The sequence below is a fragment of the Paenibacillus sp. FSL H3-0286 genome (assembly GCF_045040705.1).
Lineage (GTDB): Bacteria > Bacillota > Bacilli > Paenibacillales > Paenibacillaceae > Paenibacillus_AQ > Paenibacillus_AQ odorifer.
On record NZ_CP150285.1, the window covers coordinates 822,539 to 847,465 of the forward strand.

24 protein-coding genes are annotated in these 24,927 nt (G+C 41.7%); 17 read left to right on the forward strand and 7 right to left on the reverse strand.

Translation table 11 applies throughout. The features are described from left to right. The first annotated feature begins 49 nt into the window (after positions 1–49). Positions 50–1,090 carry an iron ABC transporter permease gene (locus MHB37_RS03610; protein ID WP_036684813.1) on the forward strand — a complete coding sequence of 347 codons (1,041 nt, stop codon included), beginning with the start codon at positions 50–52 and terminating at the stop codon, positions 1,088–1,090. After that, positions 1,090–2,076, forward strand: a complete 987-nt coding sequence (locus tag MHB37_RS03615) for an iron ABC transporter permease (RefSeq protein ID WP_162164281.1) — start codon at positions 1,090–1,092, stop codon at positions 2,074–2,076. The genes MHB37_RS03610 and MHB37_RS03615 overlap by 1 nt, the downstream gene beginning before the upstream one ends. Before the next feature lie 79 nt (positions 2,077–2,155). Here the strand turns inward: MHB37_RS03615 and MHB37_RS03620 are convergent, their stop codons facing one another. Together MHB37_RS03620 and MHB37_RS03625 are read right to left on the reverse strand one after the other, a co-directional pair. Then, positions 2,156–2,695, reverse strand: a complete 540-nt coding sequence (locus MHB37_RS03620) for a PadR family transcriptional regulator (protein WP_076302891.1) — start codon at positions 2,693–2,695, stop codon at positions 2,156–2,158. 46 nt (positions 2,696–2,741) lie between these two features. Then, positions 2,742–3,929 carry a YhgE/Pip domain-containing protein gene (locus MHB37_RS03625; RefSeq protein WP_076185138.1) on the reverse strand — a complete coding sequence of 396 codons (1,188 nt, stop codon included), beginning with the start codon at positions 3,927–3,929 and terminating at the stop codon, positions 2,742–2,744. A gap of 169 nt (positions 3,930–4,098) precedes the next feature. Between MHB37_RS03625 and MHB37_RS03630 the strand changes: the two genes are divergently transcribed. Continuing rightward, a complete protein-coding gene (locus MHB37_RS03630) occupies positions 4,099–5,223 on the forward strand; it encodes an FAD-binding oxidoreductase (RefSeq protein ID WP_076302892.1) in 1,125 nt (374 codons plus the stop codon). A 162-nt stretch (positions 5,224–5,385) separates the two neighbouring features. Here MHB37_RS03630 and MHB37_RS03635 read toward each other — a convergent pair whose 3' ends face one another. Then, complete coding sequence (locus MHB37_RS03635) at positions 5,386–5,838, reverse strand: Lrp/AsnC family transcriptional regulator (protein WP_076128537.1); 453 nt, start codon at positions 5,836–5,838, stop codon at positions 5,386–5,388. Between the two features lie 249 nt (positions 5,839–6,087). On the opposite strand from MHB37_RS03635, the gene MHB37_RS03640 reads away from it, so the two are divergent. Beyond that, positions 6,088–7,620 (forward strand): MFS transporter, encoded by a 1,533-nt coding sequence (locus MHB37_RS03640; RefSeq protein WP_076302893.1) that lies wholly within the window; start codon positions 6,088–6,090, stop codon positions 7,618–7,620. A 201-nt stretch (positions 7,621–7,821) separates the two neighbouring features. After that, complete coding sequence (locus MHB37_RS03645; RefSeq protein WP_076128541.1) at positions 7,822–8,988, forward strand: DUF4317 domain-containing protein; 1,167 nt, start codon at positions 7,822–7,824, stop codon at positions 8,986–8,988. Between the two features lie 73 nt (positions 8,989–9,061). On the opposite strand, the gene MHB37_RS03650 is transcribed toward MHB37_RS03645, so the two are convergent. Beyond that, on the reverse strand, positions 9,062–9,595 hold the full coding sequence (locus tag MHB37_RS03650) for an NAD(P)H-dependent oxidoreductase (RefSeq protein WP_076302894.1): 534 nt from the start codon (positions 9,593–9,595) through the stop codon (positions 9,062–9,064). A gap of 191 nt (positions 9,596–9,786) precedes the next feature. On the opposite strand from MHB37_RS03650, the gene MHB37_RS03655 reads away from it, so the two are divergent. The 4 genes from MHB37_RS03655 (at position 9,787) to MHB37_RS03670 (ending at position 12,554) form a co-directional block, all read left to right on the forward strand. Next, a complete protein-coding gene (locus MHB37_RS03655; protein WP_076128545.1) occupies positions 9,787–10,152 on the forward strand; it encodes a helix-turn-helix domain-containing protein in 366 nt (121 codons plus the stop codon). Continuing rightward, entirely contained in the window at positions 10,134–10,703 is a 570-nt protein-coding gene (locus MHB37_RS03660) for a hypothetical protein (RefSeq protein ID WP_076185132.1), read from the forward strand. Before MHB37_RS03655 ends, MHB37_RS03660 begins: the two co-directional genes overlap by 19 nt. A gap of 117 nt (positions 10,704–10,820) precedes the next feature. Continuing rightward, positions 10,821–11,543 carry an MBL fold metallo-hydrolase gene (locus MHB37_RS03665; RefSeq protein WP_405168953.1) on the forward strand — a complete coding sequence of 241 codons (723 nt, stop codon included), beginning with the start codon at positions 10,821–10,823 and terminating at the stop codon, positions 11,541–11,543. Between the two features lie 252 nt (positions 11,544–11,795). Beyond that, positions 11,796–12,554 (forward strand): hypothetical protein, encoded by a 759-nt coding sequence (locus MHB37_RS03670; RefSeq protein WP_076190095.1) that lies wholly within the window; start codon positions 11,796–11,798, stop codon positions 12,552–12,554. Between the two features lie 22 nt (positions 12,555–12,576). On the opposite strand, the gene MHB37_RS03675 is transcribed toward MHB37_RS03670, so the two are convergent. Next, positions 12,577–13,518: a helix-turn-helix domain-containing protein gene (locus MHB37_RS03675; protein WP_405168954.1), complete on the reverse strand. Its 942-nt coding sequence runs from the start codon at positions 13,516–13,518 to the stop codon at positions 12,577–12,579. A 425-nt stretch (positions 13,519–13,943) separates the two neighbouring features. On the opposite strand from MHB37_RS03675, the gene MHB37_RS03680 reads away from it, so the two are divergent. Both MHB37_RS03680 and gnpA read left to right on the forward strand, forming a co-directional pair. Continuing rightward, a complete protein-coding gene (locus MHB37_RS03680; RefSeq protein ID WP_076128555.1) occupies positions 13,944–14,963 on the forward strand; it encodes a glycoside hydrolase family 88 protein in 1,020 nt (339 codons plus the stop codon). Positions 14,964–14,975: 12 nt separating this feature from the next. Further along, a complete protein-coding gene (gnpA, locus tag MHB37_RS03685) occupies positions 14,976–17,138 on the forward strand; it encodes a 1,3-beta-galactosyl-N-acetylhexosamine phosphorylase (RefSeq protein WP_405168955.1) in 2,163 nt (720 codons plus the stop codon). An 83-nt stretch (positions 17,139–17,221) separates the two neighbouring features. Here the strand turns inward: gnpA and MHB37_RS03690 are convergent, their stop codons facing one another. Then, positions 17,222–18,745, reverse strand: a complete 1,524-nt coding sequence (locus MHB37_RS03690; RefSeq protein ID WP_036684833.1) for a flavocytochrome c — start codon at positions 18,743–18,745, stop codon at positions 17,222–17,224. Positions 18,746–19,228: 483 nt separating this feature from the next. On the opposite strand from MHB37_RS03690, the gene MHB37_RS03695 reads away from it, so the two are divergent. From MHB37_RS03695 to MHB37_RS03705, 3 genes are all read left to right on the forward strand, one after another. Next, positions 19,229–20,116 carry a hypothetical protein gene (locus tag MHB37_RS03695; RefSeq protein WP_254847754.1) on the forward strand — a complete coding sequence of 296 codons (888 nt, stop codon included), beginning with the start codon at positions 19,229–19,231 and terminating at the stop codon, positions 20,114–20,116. Between the two features lie 141 nt (positions 20,117–20,257). After that, a complete protein-coding gene (locus tag MHB37_RS03700; protein WP_076190099.1) occupies positions 20,258–20,647 on the forward strand; it encodes a VOC family protein in 390 nt (129 codons plus the stop codon). Between the two features lie 34 nt (positions 20,648–20,681). Continuing rightward, positions 20,682–21,551, forward strand: a complete 870-nt coding sequence (locus MHB37_RS03705; protein WP_076190100.1) for an aminoglycoside phosphotransferase family protein — start codon at positions 20,682–20,684, stop codon at positions 21,549–21,551. A gap of 226 nt (positions 21,552–21,777) precedes the next feature. On the opposite strand, the gene MHB37_RS03710 is transcribed toward MHB37_RS03705, so the two are convergent. After that, positions 21,778–21,858, reverse strand: coding sequence for a putative holin-like toxin (locus MHB37_RS03710; RefSeq protein ID WP_367946913.1), 81 nt, complete (start codon positions 21,856–21,858; stop codon positions 21,778–21,780). Between the two features lie 365 nt (positions 21,859–22,223). On the opposite strand from MHB37_RS03710, the gene MHB37_RS03715 reads away from it, so the two are divergent. The 3 genes from MHB37_RS03715 to yaaA all read left to right on the forward strand — a co-directional run bounded on the left by MHB37_RS03715 (position 22,224) and on the right by yaaA (position 24,909). Further along, on the forward strand, positions 22,224–23,780 hold the full coding sequence (locus tag MHB37_RS03715) for a glycosyltransferase family 39 protein (RefSeq protein WP_405168956.1): 1,557 nt from the start codon (positions 22,224–22,226) through the stop codon (positions 23,778–23,780). Positions 23,781–23,811: 31 nt separating this feature from the next. Then, positions 23,812–24,060, forward strand: coding sequence for a hypothetical protein (locus MHB37_RS03720; RefSeq protein ID WP_076190102.1), 249 nt, complete (start codon positions 23,812–23,814; stop codon positions 24,058–24,060). A 96-nt stretch (positions 24,061–24,156) separates the two neighbouring features. Further along, on the forward strand, positions 24,157–24,909 hold the full coding sequence (gene yaaA / locus MHB37_RS03725) for a peroxide stress protein YaaA (protein WP_076190103.1): 753 nt from the start codon (positions 24,157–24,159) through the stop codon (positions 24,907–24,909). Positions 24,910–24,927 lie beyond the last annotated feature (18 nt).

Here is a 24,927-nt window from a genome sequence, read left to right on the forward strand (position 1 = left end):
ATCTGAGCTGGCCCTTGGCTGGCTCTTTTTGTAAAGTGAAGGGAAAGGGTTGGAAACATTGGCCGCAAATGTTCAGAAATCATCACTAGCAGGAGAAAAAAAGTTCTCCTTTTTATTATTGCTAATCCTCATGCTCCTCCTATTAATAGGCGTATTAGTGCTTGCTATGGCCCTTGGCGCGAAAAAAATACCCTTCGCAGATGTATTCATGTCGATCATCGCTTTTGATGATAAGGCGTCTACTCATCAGGTGATCCAGTCGATTCGTTTGCCCCGGGTACTTGCCGCTATGGCAACAGGCGCTGGATTTGCAGTAAGTGGAGCGATTATTCAAGGGATTAGTCGCAATCCTTTGGCCGATTCGGGGATTCTTGGATTAAATGCTGGGGCCGGGGTCACGTTAGTTATTGCTATGGTTTTCCTGCCGACGATTTCATTCACAGGTACACTTTGGCTCTGTATTCTAGGTGCGGGATTGGGCGCAGGTTTAGTCTTTAGTGTGGGCTTATTAAGTAAACGAGGCATGACGCCTATTCGGCTTGTATTGGCGGGTGCTGCCATCTCTGCTATGCTAACTGCCCTAAGTGAAGGAATAAGTATCTTTTTTTCAGTGGCTCAGCAGGTGGCTTTTTGGTATGGAGGAGGTTTAAGTGGCATTAGTATGGCTCATCTACAGCAAATGTTGCCTTGGATGCTTCTTGCGCTATTACTTGCCATCGTAATTTCAAAGTCGATTACTATACTTTCTGTAGGGGATGAGACAGCGGAAGGGTTAGGCGTTAATATAAAACTTATCAAAAATCTTTCGCTTTTAGCCGCATTCATGTTAGCTGGGATTTCATGTGCTTTAGCCGGATCTGTAAGCTTTGTGGGCTTAATTGCTCCGCATTTGGTACGTTACATAGTGGGTGTGGATTATCGTTATATTATTCCATTATCCGCAATTCTGGGAGCCACCCTTGTTGTGCTTGCTGATTTAGTGGCACGAATCGTAAATGCCCCTTATGAAATACCTGTAGGTGCTGTAATTGCGGTTATTGGTGTTCCGTTCTTTCTATATTTGGCTCGTAAAGAAAGGCGGGAGCTATAGTGAAGCTAAGATGGAAGTTTATAATTATAGCAATCATTTTACTGCTAGGCTTTATATATAGTGTATCTACTGGTCAAAGCAGCTTAAGCTTACAAGAGTTATGGCAAACCGTATTGGGAAATGGAACACCGAGGCAGGAGCTTGTACTTTTTCAGTTCCGTATTCCACGTATGATCTTGGGTTTTCTAGTAGGTGGCGCGTTGGCAATAGCAGGAATGCTGCTGCAAGCCATAAGCCGAAATGCTTTAGCAGACCCGGGCATATTGGGGATAAATGCTGGTGCTGGATTATCCATGATGTTATTTTTGCTGTTACAAAATAGCTCAACCGGCTTACATACTTATGTTCAGCCACTGTATGCTTTATTGGGCGGATTTATCGTTGTTGCTCTATTATTTATGCTTTCTTATGATCGCAATCAAGGCATTATTCCCATTCGATTAATTTATACTGGTATTGCTGTTGCGGCTGCGATTAGTGCATTTATGATTGTGTTAACCTTCGTACTAGATCCTTCGCAATATCAGATGATTAAGGTGTGGCTGGCAGGGAACATAGGGAATAGTAATTGGAGTCACGTGTATGCTATGCTGCCTTGGTTACTTCTTATTGTGCCTTTATTAATTCGGAATCATCTTATATTGGATGTACTAAGGCTTAACGATCCTGTAGTCATTAGTTTAGGGGTATCTCTAAATAAGTATCGTGTTTGGTTTTTAGTGTGTAGTGTATTATTGGCGGCACCAGCGGTTGCTGTCAGTGGGAGCATTGGATTTGTAGGACTAGTAGTTCCACATTTAGTTAGACGACTCTTTCGTGGCCATAAAATAATGATTCCCGCATGTTTATTAATCGGTGGCGGATTAGTTGTTATTGCAGATGCGCTTGGTAAAATGGTAGTAGCCAATACTGAAATACCAGCAGGAGTAATCGTGGCTTTAATCGGAGCTCCATACTTTTTATATTTATTGATTAAAAGTGAATAACTGAAAAAAGCTATTGTGTGATTGGTGCTGGAAATAAAAAAAGAATGCCTTGATTATGCTATAATCCAAGGCATTCTTTTTATATCGTTTTCGTTTTCAGCTTTTCTAAAAGAACTTTCCACCAGTGTATAGATTGCTCAAGTTGAGAAGCGTAGTAGCTTTCCATGAAATCTACACTTTCACGAGTGGAGCTATCTACATCTATTTGCTGGTAGATTTGATTTAATTGATCTTTTTTTATAAGTGACTGTTCAATTTTCTTCTCGATAATCGGGATCACTTTATCAGTCTCTACAAAACGAAGATTCACAAGAGCGACAATCATATCTGAAATAGATTCTGCATCTTCTATTACCTTATAAATTTTGAGCGGGAGCTGCTTGCGCCCTTTATCGGTAATGGAAAACACCTGTTTGTCTGGACGATGTTCTTCTTTGATAATCTCTACCTGTTCAACTAAGCCCTGCTTCGAAAGAGATTCAAAGTGATAATACAGTTTGCTTTCAGATAGATTGAGCAATTTATCAAAAGGAATAGGGGTGGATAGTTCTTTTTTTAATTTATAAGGATAATTATTTTCATCCATTAACTTACTTAAGATATAAATTTGAATTGACATCACAGAACCCACTCCTAATTGTTGGCTAAACTCTATCTTACCAAACCTAGGCGGTTATTTCAGCTGTATTTTTAACTTCAACGGGCAGTATAGTTTCTTTAGTCACAGGTACAGGTTTATGAACAAACCGGACGATTACAATGTTAATCATCATAGCCCCGGCAAATACGCCTGCTAATCCCCATAAGAAGGGGGCTGGACTAATGGAACCAAACATTTGTGCCAAATAAGCTTGCACAGAATAATACATCGGGGTGATGCGGCCGAACCAATCGTATGGTGTATACATCATATCACGAGGCATGGTAGCACCATTGGCGATGGTTTGCATGAGCAGGATTGGAATATTTAAGACCATACCGCCTTCGCCAACTAGGAAGACCATAATCGCACACACGTTGAATGCAGCCATATACATTAGAATTTGTTGAGCAGCAACTGGTAACAGTAAGGATAGGTCTACATCTGCAACAGAGAAGGCAATGGTTAAAGCAACGACTGTTGATAATACAGCGATTAATAAAGCTGTGAATTGAACGAACATAAACAGTTTTGTCTTGCTTGCTTTCCCGCGGTTCGCTTTAAAAGAAGCAACTAATTGCATGGAGGCAATCATTGCCCCAACATAACCAGCCATAGTTAAGAACATAGGTAACATGTTGTTGTGCATGCCGTCCGGAACATCATTGATGACAACATAATTCCCGACATAACTATTTTCAATTTGTGTAGCCATTGCGGTGGCTTGTTCTTCTGGTACGTTAAAGTTCATTAACACACCTTTTGCGGTTTGCTCTGAGAAGTTCGCGCTTAATTGTTTGTTAATTTCTCCTACAACGGAAGACATGGCTGAAGATACCATGGTGGCAGAAGCTTCGTTGACTGTGAAATCAATACTTGCGGATACCTTACCGCTTTGAACGTTGGCTGAAAATTCTTCTGGAATATGGACAACTAGAGCTAACTTATTATGTTCTAATTCATCCATCGCTTTTTTATTCGATACATCGGTTTTTATCGTTTTGAATGGTAAACTCTCCGAGAACTGACTCGAAATCTGAGCCCCATATTGACCTGCATCATCATTGACAATAGCAATTTTTAAATCATCCATGTTCCCTGGAAGTGCTGTATACCCTGGTAAGAAAATACCAAGCATCGCAATGGCATAGAACACACCCATAAAAATAGAACCAATGGCCCCTTTGGACTTCAAAAACTGTGAAAACTTCAACTGTATTCCTTCTTTCTTCTGAATAACACTTTTATTTTAGTACTCCAATTAAAGTACTTTTAACTGAGTGAAATTTATAGTACGATAATTCATTATAAATGTCAAATTTAAGATACAATGGGTAAGTAGTGAATGATTAAAAAAATGAATAACTGAAGGGACTTCGAATATGAACAAGGTTATTGTAATTGGTGCAGGCATATTAGGGGCTTCAGCAGCTTATCAGCTAAGTAAGTTAGGTGCTGAGGTCATCATTATAGATCGTAAGGATGTTGGACAAGCAACGGATGCAGCAGCAGGGATTATTTGTCCATGGTTGTCTCAACGCAGAAACAAAGCATGGTATCGTCTTGCTAAAGCGGGAGCAAGCTTTTATCCGGCACTTATTCAAGAGTTGGAAGAGGCTGGAGAAACCGAGACTGGATACGCAAAAGTTGGAGCGATATGTATCCATGAGGATTTGAAAAAGTTACTCGCGATGAAAGAAAGAGCGGAGCTGCGCAGAGAGGACGCCCCTGAAATAGGGGAACTTACGATGCTGACGGATCTTGAAGCGCAAGAGAAGTTTCCCTTATTGTCGGAAGGTTATCATGCGCTTCATGTATCCGGTGCAGCAAGAGTGAACGGACGTGAATTACGTGATGCTTTGCTAAGGGCTGCTCAGCGTAATGGTGCGCAAATGATTGAGGGAGATGCTATTTTAGAACATGATGAACATGAAATTAAAGGGGTTAGTGTAGGAGAACAGACATTCACAGCGGATGAAGTGATTGTGTGCGCAGGGGCTTGGTCTAACGCTTTGCTTCATCCGCTTGGGATCATGCTTCAGGTGCGTTATCAAAAAGCTCAAATTATGCATTTGAAGCTTGCTCAACAAGCGAGTACAGAGCAATGGCCTGTGGTAATGCCGCCTACAGATCAATATATACTCGCATTTGCGGATCAAAATATCGTGGTAGGTGCTACTCACGAAAATGATGTCGTAGGTTATGATACTGCTGTAACCGCAGGAGGAATGCAAGAAATTCTAAATAAAGGTCTTCAAACGGCTTCCGGTCTTGCGGATTGTAGCCTAAATGAGATAAGAGTAGGGTTCCGTCCATTTACAGCAGATTTTCTTCCCGTGTTGGGCAGGGTTCAAGGATGGAATAAACTAATTGTTGCTAATGGACTAGGATCATCCGGATTAACGATGGGACCCTTTCTTGGTGAGCAGCTGGCCAAGCTGGCCATGAATCAAAAGGTAGATATTCAGCTTGAAGACTATGCATTAGAGCATGCGATAAATGAGTAGTAAAAAAGGAAGTCAGCGATTCGATCCGCTAAAGTGCCACCATACGTATTCCTTAAAACGACAGAGATGTCGTTTTTTTTAACTAAACATTTATTCCTGCTTATTGTAAGACGCTCTTAATAAAGCTACTTCTCTGTAAACTCGTTGTCCTTCTGCTTGGCATTAGTCTACTTTAGATGCCTCTTCGAGAGAATGAATGAGAAATCTATGATCTATCGGTGAAGACATAACAATCAGGATCGTATAGGTTCCATACTTATCACATTGATTGCCAAACTCTTCAAGAGCATGTGTAGATTCGGTCACTACTTTTAATAAATAGCTGTGTTCTCCACTTATACGGTGGCACTCGGCAACTTGAGGAGAGGCATGGACAAAGTCAAGAAATGCCAGGCAGTCTCTAGTCCGAAACAACATATAGGCTGCCGTATTTTTCCCGATTTTTTCAGGGGAGATGATGGTGCGATATTCCTCAATGATTCCTTTCTCTTCCATTCTTCTAACTCGTTCCGTAACCGCAGGTTGAGACAGACCTACGGATTTCCCCAGTTCTGTCATTGAAATCCTCGCTTGATTTTGAAGATAGAAGAGAATTTGTTTGTCTACATGATCCACTTTGGATGGCCTCCTTTATATTTAAGGTAATTCATTAAAACTCCTTTAATTACTTTGTTAAATCATCATAATTGATTGATTATAATATGTAAAATGAATAATTTACATTATATAATATGACTCTCACCAAAATGATGATCTACACTTGGAAAGTTAGAGAGGATGGCTACCATTGAGAAAATTTGATTTAAATAAAGTAGGTACAGAAGATTTACAGGCACGTATTGATGAGTCTGGAGGAAACTCCCAATGAGACTCTCCCACTCCCGCAAAAATATAATCACATTAGCTGCTATATGTTTGTCCGCATTGATGTTTGGCCTCGAAATTTCCAGTGTGCCTGTGATACTGCCTACCCTGGAAAAGGTACTGCACGGTAGCCTCAAGGATATGCAATGGATTATGAACGCCTACACCATTGCCTGTGCGACAGTTCTGATGGCTGTTGGAACGCTGGCTGACCGGTATGGAAGGAGGCGTATTTTTATTATCAGCCTTATCTTGTTCGGTATTACATCTTTGATTTGTGGCTTGGCGCAAAGCACATCGGTTCTGATCGCCAGCCGGTTCCTTCAAGGCGTGGGTGCTGGCGCGATGCAGATTTGCCAGATAGCCATTCTTTCACATCGGTTTCAGAAAGGAGAAGAACGCAGCAAAGCCTTTAGCACATGGGGGATCGTGTTTGGTATCGGTCTCGGTTTTGGACCTATCATTGGCGGTATGATCGTGGCTGTATTGAACTGGCATTGGGTTTTTCTGGTCCATGTCCCGCTGACCCTTTTTACTTTGATCCTTGTCTTCAGCGGCGTGGAGGAGTCCAGCGATCCACAGGCAAAAAAGCTGGACATTATCGGCATCGTCACGCTTTCGTTGACGGTTTTTGGCCTGGTCTATTTTATCACACAAGGGTCGGAACTTGGTTTTACCGGTACAGCATCCCTCAGCATCCTTGTTGCAGTGGCAATAAGTTTCATAGTATTTCTATTTGCGGAGAAGCACAGTACTCATCCAATGTTCGACTTTTCCGTATTCAAGATACGTAATTTTTCTGGTGCTCTCCTTGGCTCCGTCGGGATGAATTTCAGTTTTTGGCCATTCATGATCTATCTTCCAATTTATTTCCAGAGCGGGCTTGATTACGACATCGTAAGTGCCGGGTTGTCTGTTCTGGCTTATGCACTGCCCACCCTGGTAATTCCGCCTCTGGCAGAGCGATTTTCGCTCCGCTACCAACCGCGCATAGTTATCCCATTGGGTCTATTCGTTATCGGCTTGGGCTTCATTTTGATGAAGTATGGCAGCAGCGGTGATCACGCCAGCTGGTTGACTATGCTCCCCGGCTCTCTGTTGGCTGGTATTGGGCTGGGATTAACCAACACGCCTGTCACCAACACGACTACCGGCTCGGTACCTAGTACTCGTGCAGGTATGGCTTCCGGCATAGACATGAGTGCCAGATTAATCAGTCTAGCCATCAACATTGCCGTAATGGGCTTCATTTTACAGGAAGGCATCTTTTCTTATTTGAAGAAAGCTTTTCCTGAGACTGTCGATGTTTTACAATTGCGATCTTTGGCCGAAAAAACAGCTGCCGGAAACACTTCGTCTCTCAATCAGGGTTTTCCAGAACTATCCTCACTGGATGCATCTGGAGCTATCGTCCATGCCTCGCTTGTACACGGCTTTGGTTTGGTGATGCTCTATGGCGGTATTGGTGTCTGGGTGTTGGCCGCGATCAGTTTTATAATTTTTGGACCCAAGAGAGCATTGTTGCAAAAGTAGAGAGTGAAGACTATCGCGCCCACAAGCGATTCGTGAGTCTCAACTGATTAAGCCGCTAGTATTATCACGTAAAGTCGTTGTATTATTGCTTTGGAACAAAACTGAAAAGAAGTAACGTTAAAAACCCCTTCTAGCGAAGCTTTTTTTTATCCTTTATACTGAAAAGACCAATTAATCTTCCTAGGAGTTGTCTAACGAATCATGATAAAGAAAGAAGTCGCGCATATACGCAAGCAATTTAAGCTGGATCACGATTTAATGAGTATTTACGATATTCTCAACGTGTATATTATGAAGGAAAGCAACGAGATCTATCATTGGGAGCGCCAGCCATTTGGAATGGTGGACAGAGAGAAGCAGGAGCTGTATATGGGCAATTTCAAAAAACTCCTGACCGGTGAACTGGATCAGAAATTGTTCGAGTTGAAGTTTCAAGCGGAAGCGGAGGAGCCAGCGCAGGTGATGCTTCATCAAGCTTTGGTGACAGGGGATCCAGATGAATGGCAGGACCTGATGCTACTGTTGGTGGACAGAATGATGGCGGATACTCATTATGAACGGGATACGGTGATCACTTTCGTTCGAGGACAGTATTTCCGCCCGACTAAAGATAGAAACGATGAAGCCGAGGAAAGTGAGAAAAACGAACTATTCGCGCATCCTTTTATCCTATGCAGCGTGAATTCCACGGAGAAACAACGGAAGGCTCTCTTGTTTGATTACGTGGAGCGGGAGTTCAAGTACAATGTCATTGTAGATCCGATCGTCAAGTTAAGCACACCGGAGCAAGGTTTCTTTTACCCAAGCGTGACGGACAATTATTCCGATGTGAACCGCATTCTGTATTGTACGGGGAAATCGAACTTTCCAGATCCGCATTTTGTCGGAGAGGTCTTGAATGCCGAAAGATCCAATACGGCTCTGGAAGAGAGAGCTATATTCGAAGACATCGTGAAGGAAGTGGCGGGCGAACAGCTTGATGCAACCACTCTCGCACAGGTGTACGAGGAGATCCATCAGGTCATCGAAACCAACGACGATAAGGAAGAACCTCCAAAGCTCGATTATAGAGACCTGGAACGTGTACTAACGGTAAGTGGCGTTGAGAACGTGACAATGGAAAAAGTGGAACGGGCGTTCGAAACGATCGTTGACGATAAGCATTATGAGATGAAGGCGAGCAGCGTAATGCCGAAATTCACTACCAAATCGATTAAGATCGATACAAAGGTAGCTACGATTTCGGTCAGCCCGCAGGATTTAAAATATGTGAAGCAAGTGAATTATCATGGGAGACGCTGCATTTTGATTGAGGTTGACGAAGATGCCGTGATCGAAGGATTCACCCTTACTACAGAGAATCTTTAGACCGCTTCAACAATGCTATGGGCTATCCTTAAAGTCTTTGAACAAGACTAAGGATAGCCCAATTTGTTTTGTGTCAAATACGGTGATTAAAGATATATTCGATATATTCTTTTGCGCTAGTATTAATTTCTTCATCGCTGGCTTGAAATGAAGCTCCAAAAACAGCAAAGTACGGTAGGGCTTCTGCGCCTACATGTTTGGCACTGGCGTTAAAGGGTGCGATCACTTCGTCTACGGTAAAAGAAACAGAGCCCTCTGGTTGATAATTTTCTTTTTTATCACCGATGGACAGGGCCAGCCCTAACTTTTTCCCGTTAAGCTTGTTCCCGTTTGATCCATAAGCCCATCCGTAAGCCAACACATCGTCAAACCATTTTTTTAATAGCGGCGGATAACTGTACCAATACAACGGGAATTGAAAGATCACTTGGTCATATGTTTCCATTAGATTCTGCTCTCTAGAAACATCAATATTCCAGTCAGGATACTCTTTATAAATCTCATGAAGGGTAATATCGTTGGGATATAACAGCAGTTCTTCTTTCCAGCGCTGGTTGACCCTCGAATTCTCAAGGTTTGGATGCGCCAAAATCACTAGTGTTTTCATGATGAATCTCCATTCTCAGGCCTATATTATTTATGAATATTATTATTATCTTGCAGGTTGTAAAAAAAGAAAATACACACAATAAAGTAAGATGGTTACTTCGAGGTGTGTACTGGACTCCGAAAAAAATATATGCAACAATGAAGTTTTGAGTAAGCTTAATTTGATCAGCATGAACGAGGTGTTATTCTATGAAACAATATCATTTAGGGATAGAGGCAACACTAGAAATCATCGGCGGAAAGTGGAAAGCTTTGATCATTTGCTTTTTGATGTCCGGTGCCAAAAGAACAAGTGAATTACAGCGTAATATTCAAGGCATCTCACAAAAGGTTCTGATCCAGCAGCTTCGTGAACTTGAGAGGGATGGGCTTGTCAAAAGATTCGTGTACCAGCAGATGCCGCCAAAAGTTGAATACAGCCTCACGGAATATGGCGTTACAGCCAATAAGATCGTGGATGTTATGTGTTCTTGGGGAAAAGAAAATATAAAAATAAGACAAAGACGAGGAGAAGAGATCGTCTTGTTGGAGGATACATGTCCTGGAGCAAATTAAAGCAACAACTGGAGAGTTTTCTATGTCCCGCGTTATCCGGCAAGGTTGAATATCGCGCAAGCAGCTACCGTTATTTACCTGATAAATCAGGGAGCTGTTATATTTCGGTAGATAAAAAGAACGTACTTAATATGAATGATAGAACTAACTCAATCAGATGGTATCAGACGGAGCAGGAGATTAAGAATGATTCAGAACTCCAAATTCCAATCCACCCTGAAGACATTGAAGCGGTTAGAAAAGATAGTAAAGGGAACATCCCGGAGGATCGTCTAATAGTCATTGCAAGAAGCAGAAAGATATCAGAAGTTGCAAAGGAGCTTTTGTCAGCACAGACGTCATTAAGTAAATCGAATTTTATCGTTATAGCTAATAAGTTTCTATCTACTTCTATAGAGGAAAGCATAGAGAGCGATGATATCTTATTGAATATTCTGGCTTTAGTGGACAGACGGGTTGGGAAAAAGCGGATTTTAAACATGAGCGAGAAGATGCAGTTAAAGCATCCGATTGTGCAATATTTTTATGAACTACGGCGTAGTACATTGTGAATATAACTAAACTCTCCCTTGCTCAATGGCACCTGCTTCATCCATTATAAATAGGTAATCATCTCCTCCATAGAGCGTAACTTTAGCCTGTATCCATAAAGGAGAGGAACCCATAGGATGAAACTGAAACAAATAAATGACTCTATTTATTATTTAGAAAACGTCAGAGAAACAGACAGACCTGTTTTGGGATATGTTGTAGGTGACAGCTTTTCAATTATGATTGATTGTGGCAATTCAAAATCGCATTTAGATGCCTTTATAAAGTGTTTAGATGATAACAATCTGCCACGTCCCAAATATGCTTTGATCACGCACTGGCATTGGGATCATACCTTTGGTATGCATGCTTTTGACGGGGAAACTATAGTCTCTTCAGCAACGAATGAGGCACTAAAGCGCCTGAAAGAATGGGAATGGGATGAAGAATCTGTGGTAAAACGCTTAGAGACCAAAGAAGAAATAGCATTCGCCTATAACTGTATGAAAAAAGAATATGATACGTTTGATAAGATTAAGGTTAGCACAGGAAATATTATGTTCGAGAATGCTTTAACGCTGGATTTAGGGGGCACCACTTGCCAGATTATAAAGGTAGGAGGGCCACATGAAGACGATTCTTGTGTTGTATATGTAAAAGAAGCGGGAGTATTATTCGCAGGCGATGCACATAGCGGGGATTATTATCATGGAGAAGGTAAAATTGATCCGATAAAAATGAAAGAATATATTGAGCTTTTATCGACTCTTTCATTTACTACGTATATCCCGGGGCACGACGCCCCTATGAGCAAGGAACAAATCATTTCCTTGTTAAATAGATTTTGTGAGGTCAAGTAAAGGCTAGCCTTACCACATAACAGCTTATTTTATTAGGCGACTTGTTAGGTATGAATTCGGTAGTGTACCGGACGCATGCCTTTTTGTTGTGCCTGATGGGGCAGTTCATAGAGGGGGCTTATTTGCGTTTATTGGGAAGCAGCGTTACGATTAACCATAAGCAGCCTTGCTTCAGACCCCTTCCGAGCTATTAGAAATCTTAGACGAATTATACATCGATGGCTGGGGACTTGTACAGAAAGGGAAACAGAAATGGATAAGAAAATAAGCGTAGAGAATCTAAAACTGACACCACAAAATGATACTTATTATATTGCTTGGAGTATCGGAGTCGATAAGAAGTATAAAAAGCATATGAAAAAAGAAATAAAGAGCCAACTCACAGACGTTCTAGGATCCATGACTCAAAATAATGCTGTGGAGGATATTTCAGTTTACAGTCATAACAAAACAGCCGAAAAACATGGAGAATTCATTATATGGGATTATCTTATCCTAATGCAGATCAAGGAAAAAGAAGATGCCGAAATCATTTTACCTAACTTAAAAAATGTGAATATACCTTTCGTGCTCGAAACAATCCGTATAGAGTTACTTGTAACCACACCAAACAGCACGTACCCTACACCAGGGGAAGGCGCGCGAAAACGGCATGTAAAGCCATTTTATGCAATTGAATATGTCGATGTTCAGCCTAATCATTTAGATGAATTCCGAGACATAATGATTAACAATAATGGACCGGCAATGAAGTACATAATGGAGGAAGCGAGATGGTGTCATAATTTTTATGCATTAGAAACGCTGACTGTCTTCTATCATCATTCAAGTTATCCTACTTGGAACCAGATTCATGTCATAGGTTTGTATTTGGAATCAATTTTTCTATATAAAAAAGATTTCTCAAAAGGGCTGGCACTGACCCACAGCATTTCATTTGAAGAAAACTTTGCGCAGTTAAAGAAGATAAGAACCATGTTATATAAAACAATCGGGAGAAAGATGATCTAGAATAGATCAATGGATCAATGGATCATACCCACCCCGTAAACTCCAATATAGACGCTTTAGCGGATTGTGCTTCGGATTGTGCGCCTTTACGCCATTGTTTAGGTGACTCACCCATAAGCTTGGAGAAACATCGGTTGAAGCTGGATATGGACTGAAAACCGACTTGCTCAGAGATGGAGAGAATGGAATCATCCGTACTTTTTAACTGCTTGCAGGCCTCTTCAATACGGGTACTGTTTAGGAAGTCGAGAGGTGCGGACCCCATAATCTCATGGAATTTCCTGCGGAAATGAGTAGTACTTAGGTGGCACAGATCAGCTAAAAAATCGATGGTAATCGGCATCATGTAGTTTTTAGTGATGTATTCCAGAACGGGTGAGATGACAAAATCGCCCTTCAGGCTATGCTCTGTGTCTTGATTAACCAAGGGTTCATTCCGGGAATGAATTCTAAGAAGCTCTATATAAAGCGATAATAATAAGCCGTAAGCACTTTCTTGATAGTAAGGATTTTTTTGTTTCAATTCCTCTACGACCGATGTCGCAAGGGTATATACCTTGGGATGTTCCTCTTTATTCAAAATACAGTTTATTCCCTTAATTGCCCACAGATTCGGCTCAAAGTTGCTGTAAGCGCTTTTGAAGGATTGCTGAAAAAGATCCTCAGGCGAAAAAAAGATATAAGACCACAGACTGGCTTCATTCGGCGAACTATAAGTTGTATGAGGGAGATACCTAGGGATGAAGGTCACATCTCCGGCTTTAAAAGGCACAGATTCTCCTTTGATCTCCATGATGCCGCTATCCGAATGGCAAATGCCAATCTCCAAATGATTATGGAAATGCAGATGTTCACTTTTAATATCAGAAATCTTCCAACGTTCACCACTTAACAGCAAGATAGGAAAGTTTATCGGTAAGCTGTAGTGGCGGTATTCAATGACGGGCTTCTTTTTTCTGGGCATATTCTCAATACTCCCATTCTTATTACGTAGGTTGAGTAGATTATAGGTTAACGTTATATCAAATTCAACTATATAAAGAGAACTTGATATTATACAATTTGGGAAAAAAGTGGCGGAGGAGAAGTTTGGAACTGTAGGAGCGTTAGCGTCCGCCTTTGTCTGCAGATTTCCACCGCGAAGAGCGGTATAAAATCAAGAAATTCTTACGACAACAGCGGCCGGAAGTCCAAATATTCTCTGTAGTCACGGCTAATTCCAAGATATAGCGAACAAAAGTTAATGGTTGAAATTGCACAGTTTAGTTATGAATATGCTTAGAATCAGACCATTTTACTACTTACAATAGAGTTAGTAAAGCGTTTACAATATGGACGGACAGCTCTCAAGCGCCTTTGGGGGCGTGTGCGAAAGAGAGGAGAAACAAGATGCTTCAATTAACTTATGACAGAGAAGAGATTTTAAGGGTCATCGACAAAGTGGTCAGAAAAACAATGGCGATGGATTTAACATGGGACTGGCCTTGTGGTGTGGCTTATTATGGGGTAACCAGAGCTTATGAAACTACTGGAAATAAAGAGTATTTGGATATGCTTGTCCAGTGGGCAGATGAATATATCGAGCTGGGTCTGCCGGATTGGACGGTAAATACCTGTGCCATGGGCCATATGCTGATCACTTTGTATGAGGAAACAGGCAATCAGAAATATTGGGATATTGTGATGAGTAAAGTAGATTATCTGCAGAACAATGCGCTTAGATTCGGAGATCATGTGTTGCAGCATACCGTCTCTATTTCTAATGATTTTCCAGAACAGGCATGGGCGGATACCTTGTTTATGGCGGCATTTTTCCTGCTCCGTGTAGGAAGCAAATTAAAGGATCAGGAAATGATTCAAGATGCCTTGAATCAATATTATTGGCATATCAAATACCTGCAAGATCCTAGCAGCGGGTTTTGGTACCATGGCTACAATAATGTGAAGCAGGATCACATGTCTGGACTATTCTGGGGCAGAGCGAATGCTTGGGGCGCATACACCATGTCGCAAGTTAAAAAGCTTTTGAAAGAATGGTATCTGTATCCGCAGTGTATGGACGTGGAGTGTTCGCTGCGCGATCAGCTGGCCGCACTCAAGCTGGTGCAAACGGAGAACGGCCTGTGGCGGACAGTACTCGATGACGAGGAGTCTTATGAAGAAGTATCCGCGTCTTGCGGTATTGCGGCTGCTATGATCAATAACGGCAATCCGCTGCATACCAAATATGTGCAAAAAGCCCTGAAAGGTATTTTGAACAATATCAGTGAAGATGGACGGGTACTGGGTGTCTCTGGCGGAACAGCGGTTATGAAGGATCGGGAAGGATACCGCAATATTCCAAAAGACTGGATTCAAGGCTGGGGGCAAGGCTTAGCATTAGCTTTTCTATCCGATATGCTTAAATAGGAGGGATCCAAGTTGTCCAAACAAACAACGGGGGCCTTTACACTGCCGGGAGAATCCGGTTATGAGGCATTGACCCTGGAATTAGCTGAACGTTGGGGTGCCGATGTCATCCGTGACAGTGACGGCACACAGTTGTCCGATGAGATTATCAACGCAGGATACGGCATTTATTCTACAATCTGCATCATCAGAGATCATAACGAATGGGCGTCCCAGAATTCAGATAAACTGCAGCAGAGTTTTTTAATAACTAATCCGAAGGTAGCGGTACAGGATTATTTATCCATCTATCTGATGGAGGATTTTTTTGCTGAACAATTCCGAGTGAATGATTCCAAAGAGGCGTTTAAGTACTGGCAGGTTTTTGACCGAACGACGGGCGAAGAGGTTCCAAGAGAACTGTGGAATTATGAGCGGGAATCGGGAAATGTAGTCATTACCGGAATAACGCCTTGGCATAAATACACAGTCAGCTTCATGGTCTACCGGATTTGGGAAGAGATCTCCATGTACAATCACACCACGAATCACTGGGAAAAAGAGCATCTGATGCAGATTGATCCCATCTATGTAGAAACGCAAAAATATTTACTCCATTGGATAGAAGATTGGTGTCATAAGCATAAGGAAACAACAGTGGTTCGGTTCACCTCCCTCTTTTATAATTTCGCCTGGATCTGGGGCAGTGATGAGCGCAATCGCCATTTGTTCTCGGACTGGGGTTCATATGATTTTACGGTAAGCTCAAGGGCGCTTGATCTGTTTGCCAAAAAATATGGGTATTCGCTCACGGCTGAGGATTTTGTGAATGGTGGGAAATATCGGGTCAGTCATATCCCGGCGCAGCAGCGGAAGCTGGACTATATGGCATTTATCAATGATTTTGTCATCGAATTTGGTAAGCAATTAATTGATATTGTGCATAAGCACGATAAGCTGGCGTATGTCTTCTATGATGATAGTTGGGTTGGCATGGAGCCTTACAATGACCGTTTTGAGGAGTTTGGTTTTGACGGGATGATTAAATGTGTGTTCTCAGGGTATGAGGCAAGGCTTTGCTCTGGTGTAAAAGTAGATACCCATGAGATTCGGCTGCATCCCTATTTATTTCCGGTTGGATTGGGAGGGCTTCCTACGTTTATGGAGGGAGGTAACCCTACGCTCGATGCCAAAAAGTATTGGATTAATATCCGGCGCGCCTTGCTCAGAGAACCTATAGATCGGATTGGACTGGGCGGATATTTGCATCTTGTAGAGCCTTATCCGGATTTTTGTGATTATATCGAAAAGATCGCGGATGAATTCAGAGAAATTAAAGAGCTGCATCATAAAGGCAAACCGTATCACATTAAGACGAAGGTAGCCATTTTGCACGCTTGGGGCAAATTGAGATCGTGGACCTTGTCCGGGCATTTCCATGAAACGTATATGCATGATCTGATTCATATCAATGAGGCTTTGTCCGGATTGCCGATTGAAGTCCAGTTTATTGATTTTGAAGATATCCGTCAGGGAGTATTACAAGATTGTGATGTAGTGATTAATGCCGGCTCGGCAGGTTCAGCATGGAGTGGCGGAGAATATTGGAGTGATCATAAGTGCGTGGACTTACTGACAGCGTGGGTTTATGAGGGCGGTACTTTTATAGGTATCAATCAGCCTTCGGCGCTTGATGGTTATGACAGCTTTTTCAGAATGGCACATGTGCTTGGTCTGGATGAGGATACAGGCTCCAAGGTAGCTCATGGAAGATGGACATTTGAGGCTAGAGATGAGCAAGGTTTAGTGCCTGAAGGAGCCAGCATAACACCTAAAAATAACATCTATCTTACGGATGGCTCAGCAGCGGTATTGTGTGAAAAGAGTGGGATGATAACATTGTCCACCCATGCCTTTGGTAAAGGAAAGGGGATCTACCTGCCTTCTTTCACCTTAAGCTTTGAAAATACAAGATTGCTATTAAATGTGATTCGTTATGCCGGGAATGAGTTAAAGGAAACAAAGTACATTACGGATAATTTATATACAGAGTGTGCTTATTATCCAGAAAGTAAAATACTCGTCGTGATTAACAATAGCGACCAGCTTCAAAAAACTACGATCGATACGGAATATGGACAACAAACCCTGGAATTAGATCCGTTTGATACTATTATCCGAACTATTGGCGATTAATCCCATTAAAAAAGCTCAAGCCAGCGGCTAACTTGCCGATGCTTGAGCTTTTTGCTGTGAGGCCTATAGTATCTGTTATCTACTTATTTTGCTTTTATGAATTCAGCAGATTTGATCCCAGCTTGACGGCCGAAAATAATGATTTCTGCAACAGAGTTGCCGCCAATCCGGTTTTGTCCGTGTAAGCCGCCTGTAACTTCACCTGCCGCAAACAGACCAGGAATAGCTTCACCATCTTTATTCAGAACTTCTGTGTTCGTATTGATCTTCACCCCACCCATGGTGTAGTGAATCCCAGGAGCAATTTTAATAGCGTAGAAAGGACCAGTGGACAGGTCATTGTCCATTCCTGTAGTTCTGCCAAATTCGGCATCCTTTTTATTCTTAACGGCGCTGTTCCAAGTATCAAGCGTTGTTGCCAGCTTATCCTCTGGAACACCGATTTCTTTGGCCAAAGCTTCGATGGAATCCGCCTGAATCACGAAGCCCATTTTGTCATATTGTTCAATAGCCTTCACACGGGATTTAACACCGGAATCAAAGACCAGCGTAGCTGCTTTTTCAGGTAGTGTATTGATGGAAGCTGTTACTTTATCACGGGTATCCAATTCGTTGGTGAACCGTGTACCTTCACTGGAAACAAGGATAGCGCCTTCCCCACGAACAGCTTCGCCGATGAGGTAGGATTTTTCTTGCTGCACAGTCGGGTGAACTTGGATTTGATCCATATCGACGGTTGTGCCGCCGAGTTTCTCAATCATCTTGATGCCGTCTCCGGTACTGCCGATTTGGTTAGTAGTAACGTAGCCTTCCAAGTCAGGTCTTACTTCGGAGATCAAATCCATATTGGCACCGAATCCGCCAGTGGTTACAACGACAGCATCTGCCGTAATTGTTTTTTCCTCTGTTTGGTTAAAGAGGACTTTGACGCCATTTACTTTGCCATCTTTTTCAGTGATTTCTTTGACATCAGCATTCACGAAAAGAGGGATTTCTTTCTCTTGTACGTTTTTCACTAAACCTTTGACAAGGTATTGTCCCACAGCAGAGCCATCTTCAGGACGGTGTGTACGTTTTTCGTTCATGCCGCCTGTAATGGTGATATTGTTCAAGCGGATTCCGATGGAATCCAGCCAATCGATCGCACTCGCGGAATTATCAACGAAGAAACGAAGCATTTCTTTGTCGTTAGTGTCATGGCCACCTTTTAATGACTCTTCATAAAATAAATCATTGCTGTCTTCAATGTTTTGTTCTTTTTGGAATTTCGTTTCAGAAGCGTTCATTCCCGAAGAGGATTTGGTTGTGTTCCCGCCGGCAACCGGCATTTTTTCCAAAATAACAGGGTTCATGCCTTTCTCTTTGGCCTCAAGCGCCGCGGACATTCCCGCACCACCCGCACCGACAATGATGATATCATATTTATCTTTTAATTGATCGAATGGTGTGTAGCTTGCTTCAGATGCCCCGGAGACGGCTTCAACTTCTTTTTTCTCGTTGTTATTACTCTTGCTCTCGTTCACCTTGTCGTTTCCATTACCGCAACCTGCGGTAACGAGCATGACAGAGAGGACGAGACTCAGAGCACCAGCTGCTTTCTTTTTCATTGTTAACCCTCCACTTTTATATTTCTCTATTAAGATGTACCAAAAGAACCCGACAAAAAAGAAAGGAAGTATCAGAGGGAGTTGGAAGTGGAGAAGCGCGCGCGTCGCTGTTATTCTCCTAACTTCAAATCTTCTACGGTTACGTCCACAGTTTCCATCGTTATTCTCTTTAGTTCATCTTCTTATTAAGTATACCATCAATCATGACTATTAGTGAAAGTTTTCACAAATTATACAAGTCGTCTATTCTAACATAGGGTAACGAAATATTGAGCGGATTAGGCGGAAAATGGACCATAAACCATATAACTAGAAGATTTGGCGTGAGATTTTCTCACTGTAGAAGTGGTAACTGTCACGGATTAGTAAAGCGGTTTTTGTTCTTCTGGATTTTTAAATGGTAAAATGAGAGTATTGCCTACTAGTCAATCCGGAAAGACTAACATGAGACATAGGAACAAATTCTAATTAATAGGTGAGAATATGGAATTTAATAATGTAATAAAAGAAAAAGTAAAAGAAGATAACTATAAAGTGTTTGCTTTACTTAGCCGCTATTTGAATAATACCCCCGACTTTATTAACAAAGAAGAAATTGAAGAAATCGTAAACTGTGGTGTATCTTATGAATACGCTTTTGGTTTAATGCTGGCTGCTGCTTTTGGGATGGATACGGTTGATAATGTTGATGATAAGGAATTGTTCAACCAATATTTTAGCAATATGCTTCATAAGCTTGATGCAAATGAATATTATGACAATCCATATTATAAAAATATCAAGATACCTACTATAAAGATTAATAATAGTGAATTAAAATATGAAAAATATAAACCTTTTGAAGGTTTTGTTTGCAATGATATCATCCGGACAGAAGAGGGAAGACAAATTCCTCAGGTTGGTTTTTTTCAAACTGAATTCATGTTCCCGGCTGTCTTGGAGAATGAAAGAATATGGATGACGATCACACCAAATGAAATAGAAACAATGAAAGAAGCTGTTGATAAAGCGTTTGGGAATGTTCTTACATTTGGGCTTGGACTTGGCTATTATGCTTATATGGTTTCTGAAAAAGTTAATGTTGAAAGCATAACGGTTGTTGAAAAAAATCAAGATGTCATTGATTTATTTAATAAATATGTACTGCCACAATTCAGTAATGCTCACAAGATCAGGCTTATCCAAGCAGATGCTTTCGAATATGCAGAACAACATATGTCTAAGGAAAAATATGATTTTGTATTTACGGATTTATGGCATGATGTTTCTGATGGAATGGATATGTATTTAAAAATGAAAAAGTTTGAAAAGGAAAGCCCGGATACTGTATTTATGTACTGGATAGAACAATCTATTTTATGTTATTTGTAAAAATACTTTTGCCCAGTAACTAAGCTCTGTAGAGTTTCTACAGGGCTTTTTATTATTTTATAGTTCATTTCATAATTTTAAAGCCTATGTTACTATTTCTATAACCGTAAAAGGAATATTTTAGAATAGTAGGTGTATTTTATGGAAATCGGCGCGATCACTTTTTTTGTGAAAGACATGGAAAAGATGGTTACCTTTTATCGTGACGTCATGAAAATAGCTATAGAATGGGATGGTGGCGTATTTACCGGGGTTCAACTGAAGAGTGGTGTATTCTTTAATTTGTGTCAGCGGGATGCACTGAATATGTCACAGCTAACCTATCCCAGAGGGATAAACGGGACTATGGAAATTTCATTTGGCGTTCCCTCACCTGAGGACGTTGACAAGGAATTTGAGCGTCTGGTAAAGGCAGGAGCGACTCCTGTAAAAGAACCTATTTCGCAGCCCTATGGGTTGCGTGAATCTGTTGTAGCTGACCCAGAAGGAAATTTGCTTGAGATCGTAGCGGGCATTCCAGAAGAATCATAGAGTCTATACAATCATCCGAAAGGAAGACCCATTTTTGAAAACTCCTATATCTATCATAAATTGGCTAGAGCACAACGAAATCATAAACGACTTATTAAATCAGGAAGACAGCTTAACTGCGCATACAATGGATCAAGGATTTGAAGCTGAGGTCATGAGGATTAATTCTGATCAAGAGAGCTATGTACTGAAAACATGGAATAAGGAATCCAGACCGGATGTCCAGTTTCAATATCGTTTATTGGATGTTCTATCCGAACGAGGAGTAGCCGTCTCTAAACCAGTGGGCTGGGGAATCAATCCGGAGGGACATAAGGTGTTGTTAACAAGTTTTGACGGAACCCCTATTCATAAAATGAATACCAGGAAAATGAAGGAACTCGCAAGCCTATTAGCAAAAATACATAAGATTCGCGTTGAAGAGATTGGAAATATACAACTGCCAAAATACGATTTCATCGGCTACTTTTTCCCTGAAGCCAAAGAACAATCTGATATTTATAATGTGTTGACTGCTCTTGTTGAGCAAACTCCAATGAAGCAAGACTGTATCATTCATGGGGATTTTCATATCGGAAATATAGTGGAGGATAAAGAGCGATATACCATAATCGATTGGACGAACGGCCAGTTGGGAGACTCTAGATATGATTTTGCCTGGTCACTTATTCTGCTGAAAATATATATCTCTGAGCGTTATGCTGATGTGTTCCGAACTGCTTATCTATTGGAAAATGATATGGATCAGGAAGAACTTGAGATCTTTGAAGCTTGGGCATGTCTACGGTGGATTTTGCTGAATAGAAGAGGTAGCACACCGAAAGGGCCTAATACAACGAAGAGAGTGAAAGGCTTAATCGCTAATAATCGGTTTTTAAAAAAGATGGATAGTAAATTGTTCTGATGTACGCAAGGATGGATGGATTTTCTGGGAGATTGGAAATGTAATGTAACACCGTACATTATTACGTTATTAAATTATTTGTGGTATATTAAAGGTAGAAAAGACGTAAAATGCAAAGAGAGCCGTGCTGTAACACGACTCCCAAGGCAATAGCCGCTTTTAAGGGCGGTAGGCTTCAGCAAATAGGACACGACAGATAGACCGCATGCCTTTGTGAGTGGGCGGTCTATTTGCGTTTATTGGACAGCAGCGCTACGATAAGCGAACCAAAGGTTAGCATAAGCATCATTGCTTCAAACACTGTCACAAGGCATCCCTCCCTTCGGTGAGAGGTAGCCGACCGACCCTTTAAGCCTATTCTATTTGCTCCACCAGTATAGCATAATCGTTTGAAAGAGAATTAAGACTCTTGTCATAATACTCCCTAGGATTGGAGTAGTTTTCCATTTCCTCTCTTTGTCTCCGCAACTCTCTCCATTTTGAAACTTCCGTATCACATTTGCGATTTTTTGATTCCCAATTGTAGGACGTACCTCTCTTTCTAAATCTCTTCTTTGCGAATTCCCAAACTTCCGATTTTCATTGGATTTTCAGTTTGGGTGTTTATAATGCTTTTTATGAATCGGGGCAGCGGATTGTAAAGGGCTTTCGATTGCGCAAAGGAGGTTTTCCATGATAAGAGGAATTCAAAAAACATTGTATCTCATACTTGCATTCTTTATCGGTCTTTTTATCGCATCCTCCTTTTTTATTAGGGCGAAATATAATTATTTCGTATATGGGGACACGCCAATTTTGGAGAGACAACAGCTGGGTCTTTTTATTCTAGTGATCGCAGTGGTGCTGGCATTAAGCGTTATTTTGTATAAAATGTGCCTGAAGCTTAATAAGTACAGTTGGAAAATAGTCATTCCAGCCATACTGCTGTTTTCTTTTGCAATCCAGATGGTGATTATCTTTCTGTTTCCACGCTTGCCGACGGATGATTCGCAGACAGTGCTTTCATTGGCACTCGACATGCTGTACAGGAATGATTATTCGTCGTTTGACACGAACGGCTATCTGCATATGTTTCCGTTTAATTTTTCGATCGTTTTATATTTAAAGACGTTGTTGTTGATCTTTCCGGATAATTATCTGGTAATCAAAATATTTAATATTCTGTTTACACTCTTAACCTCATTAATGATTTACATGCTGTATAAAGAGCTCAATTATAAGTCCAAGGATAAGGATTATGGCATCCTCGTGTTTGCTGCAACCTATATCCCTTCATTGTTTATGAGTAATTTTATCTATAACGATGTGATCGCTACCGCCTTTCTGACAAGTGCTTTATATTTTGCCATAAGATTTATTAAAAGAAGGTCCATTAAGGATATTCTCTTCGCAGCTCTCTTACTGGCAATAGGCAACTATTTCCGCAGTATCGGTGTTATTTTTCTGATTACCGTGGTGGCGGGTCTTTTATTTAACATACGTTCTATCGGGGTGAAAAAGGTTTTTAGCGCTTTGTTTATCACGGCCATATTGTTTAATGTTCCCGGCTGGACGCAAAATGCTGTGCTGCAGGCGACGAATGTTGTAGATGAACCGATGAACGAAAATTCCGCACCTGTCTACATGTGGCTGAATATGGGGATCAATCTGGAGACGTTTGGGTTCTGGGACAACCGGGAGAGCTACGCTATCTATCAGCAGGATGCAAATTATAATAAGGTAGAAAGTACGGAGTTATTTAAAGAAGAAATCAGTAATAAACTCTCCGAGGCGGGCCTAAGTGACTTAGTGAAGATGTATTATAAAAAAATCGTTTGGACCTGGACGGAAGGAACCTACCAGATGGAACGATATGGGCTCGGAAATGACGGATCATCCAGTAACGGGGGAAGAATGGGCTTTGTCATGGACCGTTATAGCTACACTAATGCTGCTACGGATTTGTTTAAGGCAGACTCCAATTATAGAAGTGGAATGTTATGGCTGCTGTATGTTCTGAATTTTCTGATGTATGTATTTATACTCGTTCGCTTAATGGGTGGAATAAGAGCCAAAAGATTTGAAGAGACCTCTTTGATTCTTGTGGTGCTGGGCTTTATCGGATTCTATCTTTTATGGGAGATCAAGTCCCGGTATATTTACCCGGTGTATCCGCTGCTGATCGTATTATCCTACATGGGTTTTAAGGACGTATACGATTATATGTTAAAAAGATGTTTTCCACGTTAACTATGTTCGCTCGGAAAGAGGGGATTCAAAGATGCGGACCAAGCGGTATTTCGCTTTGCTCATAGCAGTGCTAAGTTGTTCCATGGTGCTCGTCTCCTGCGATGCTATTACCGCACAGAAGATAACGAGTACTGACTCCGGGTCAAGAGCGAACGGGGGACAGGGCTTCACCGGCGGGCGGGGGAAAGATGGGGGCGGATCTCCCAACATGAATGGTGGGACAAGGAGAAACGGCAACCCAGGTACAGATGGCGGTGGCGCACAAGGTGGGCGGCAGTGAACAAATTTCATGAACTTGCCCCAAGCCTACGAAGATTAAGTGTGATAGGATAAGGTTACATTTAAATTCCCCGCGGGGGTAAGAAAAGGGAGCACCATGAGAATCATTATATCGCCTGCCAAGAAGATGAAGATGGATACGGATTTCTTGGATTGCCGCCAGATGCCGCAATTCATAAGCGAGTCGCAGACTCTTCTGGCCTTATTACAAAAGTTGAATTATGAAGAAGCCAAATCGTTATGGAAATGCAATGATGCCATCGCCACGCTGAATGTGGAGCGGATTCGGGATATGGATGTAACACGGGATCTTACACCGGCTATCTTTTCTTATGAGGGTATCCAGTACCAGTACATGGCACCAGGGGTACTTCAAATGGAGGAGCTGGAATATCTTCAGCAGCATTTACGGATATTATCCGGATTCTATGGAATCGTCCGGCCATTTGACGGCGTTGTGCCGTACAGGCTGGAGATGCAGGCAAAGCTTAGCGGACCTGGTTTCAAGTCTATCTACGAGTTCTGGAACAGGAAGCTGGCAGATCAGCTGTTTTCGGAGACTGACATCATTCTGAATCTGGCCTCTAAGGAATACAGCAAGTGCATCTCCCCTTACATTGGCGGGAATGTTCGCATGGTTAGTTGTGTATTCGGGCAGGAGATCGGCGGTAGGGTAGTAGAGAGAGCGACCCTGGTCAAGATGGCCAGAGGTGAAATGGTACGCTTCATGGCTGAGCGGCAAATCAGCTGTGTGGAGGATATCAAAGGCTTCGACGGATTTGATTTCAGCTTTGTTGATGAGCTGTCGGATGAGAGTACGTATGTGTTTATTCAGAAAAAGAATGACTAGAGCAAGCAGTACATGATG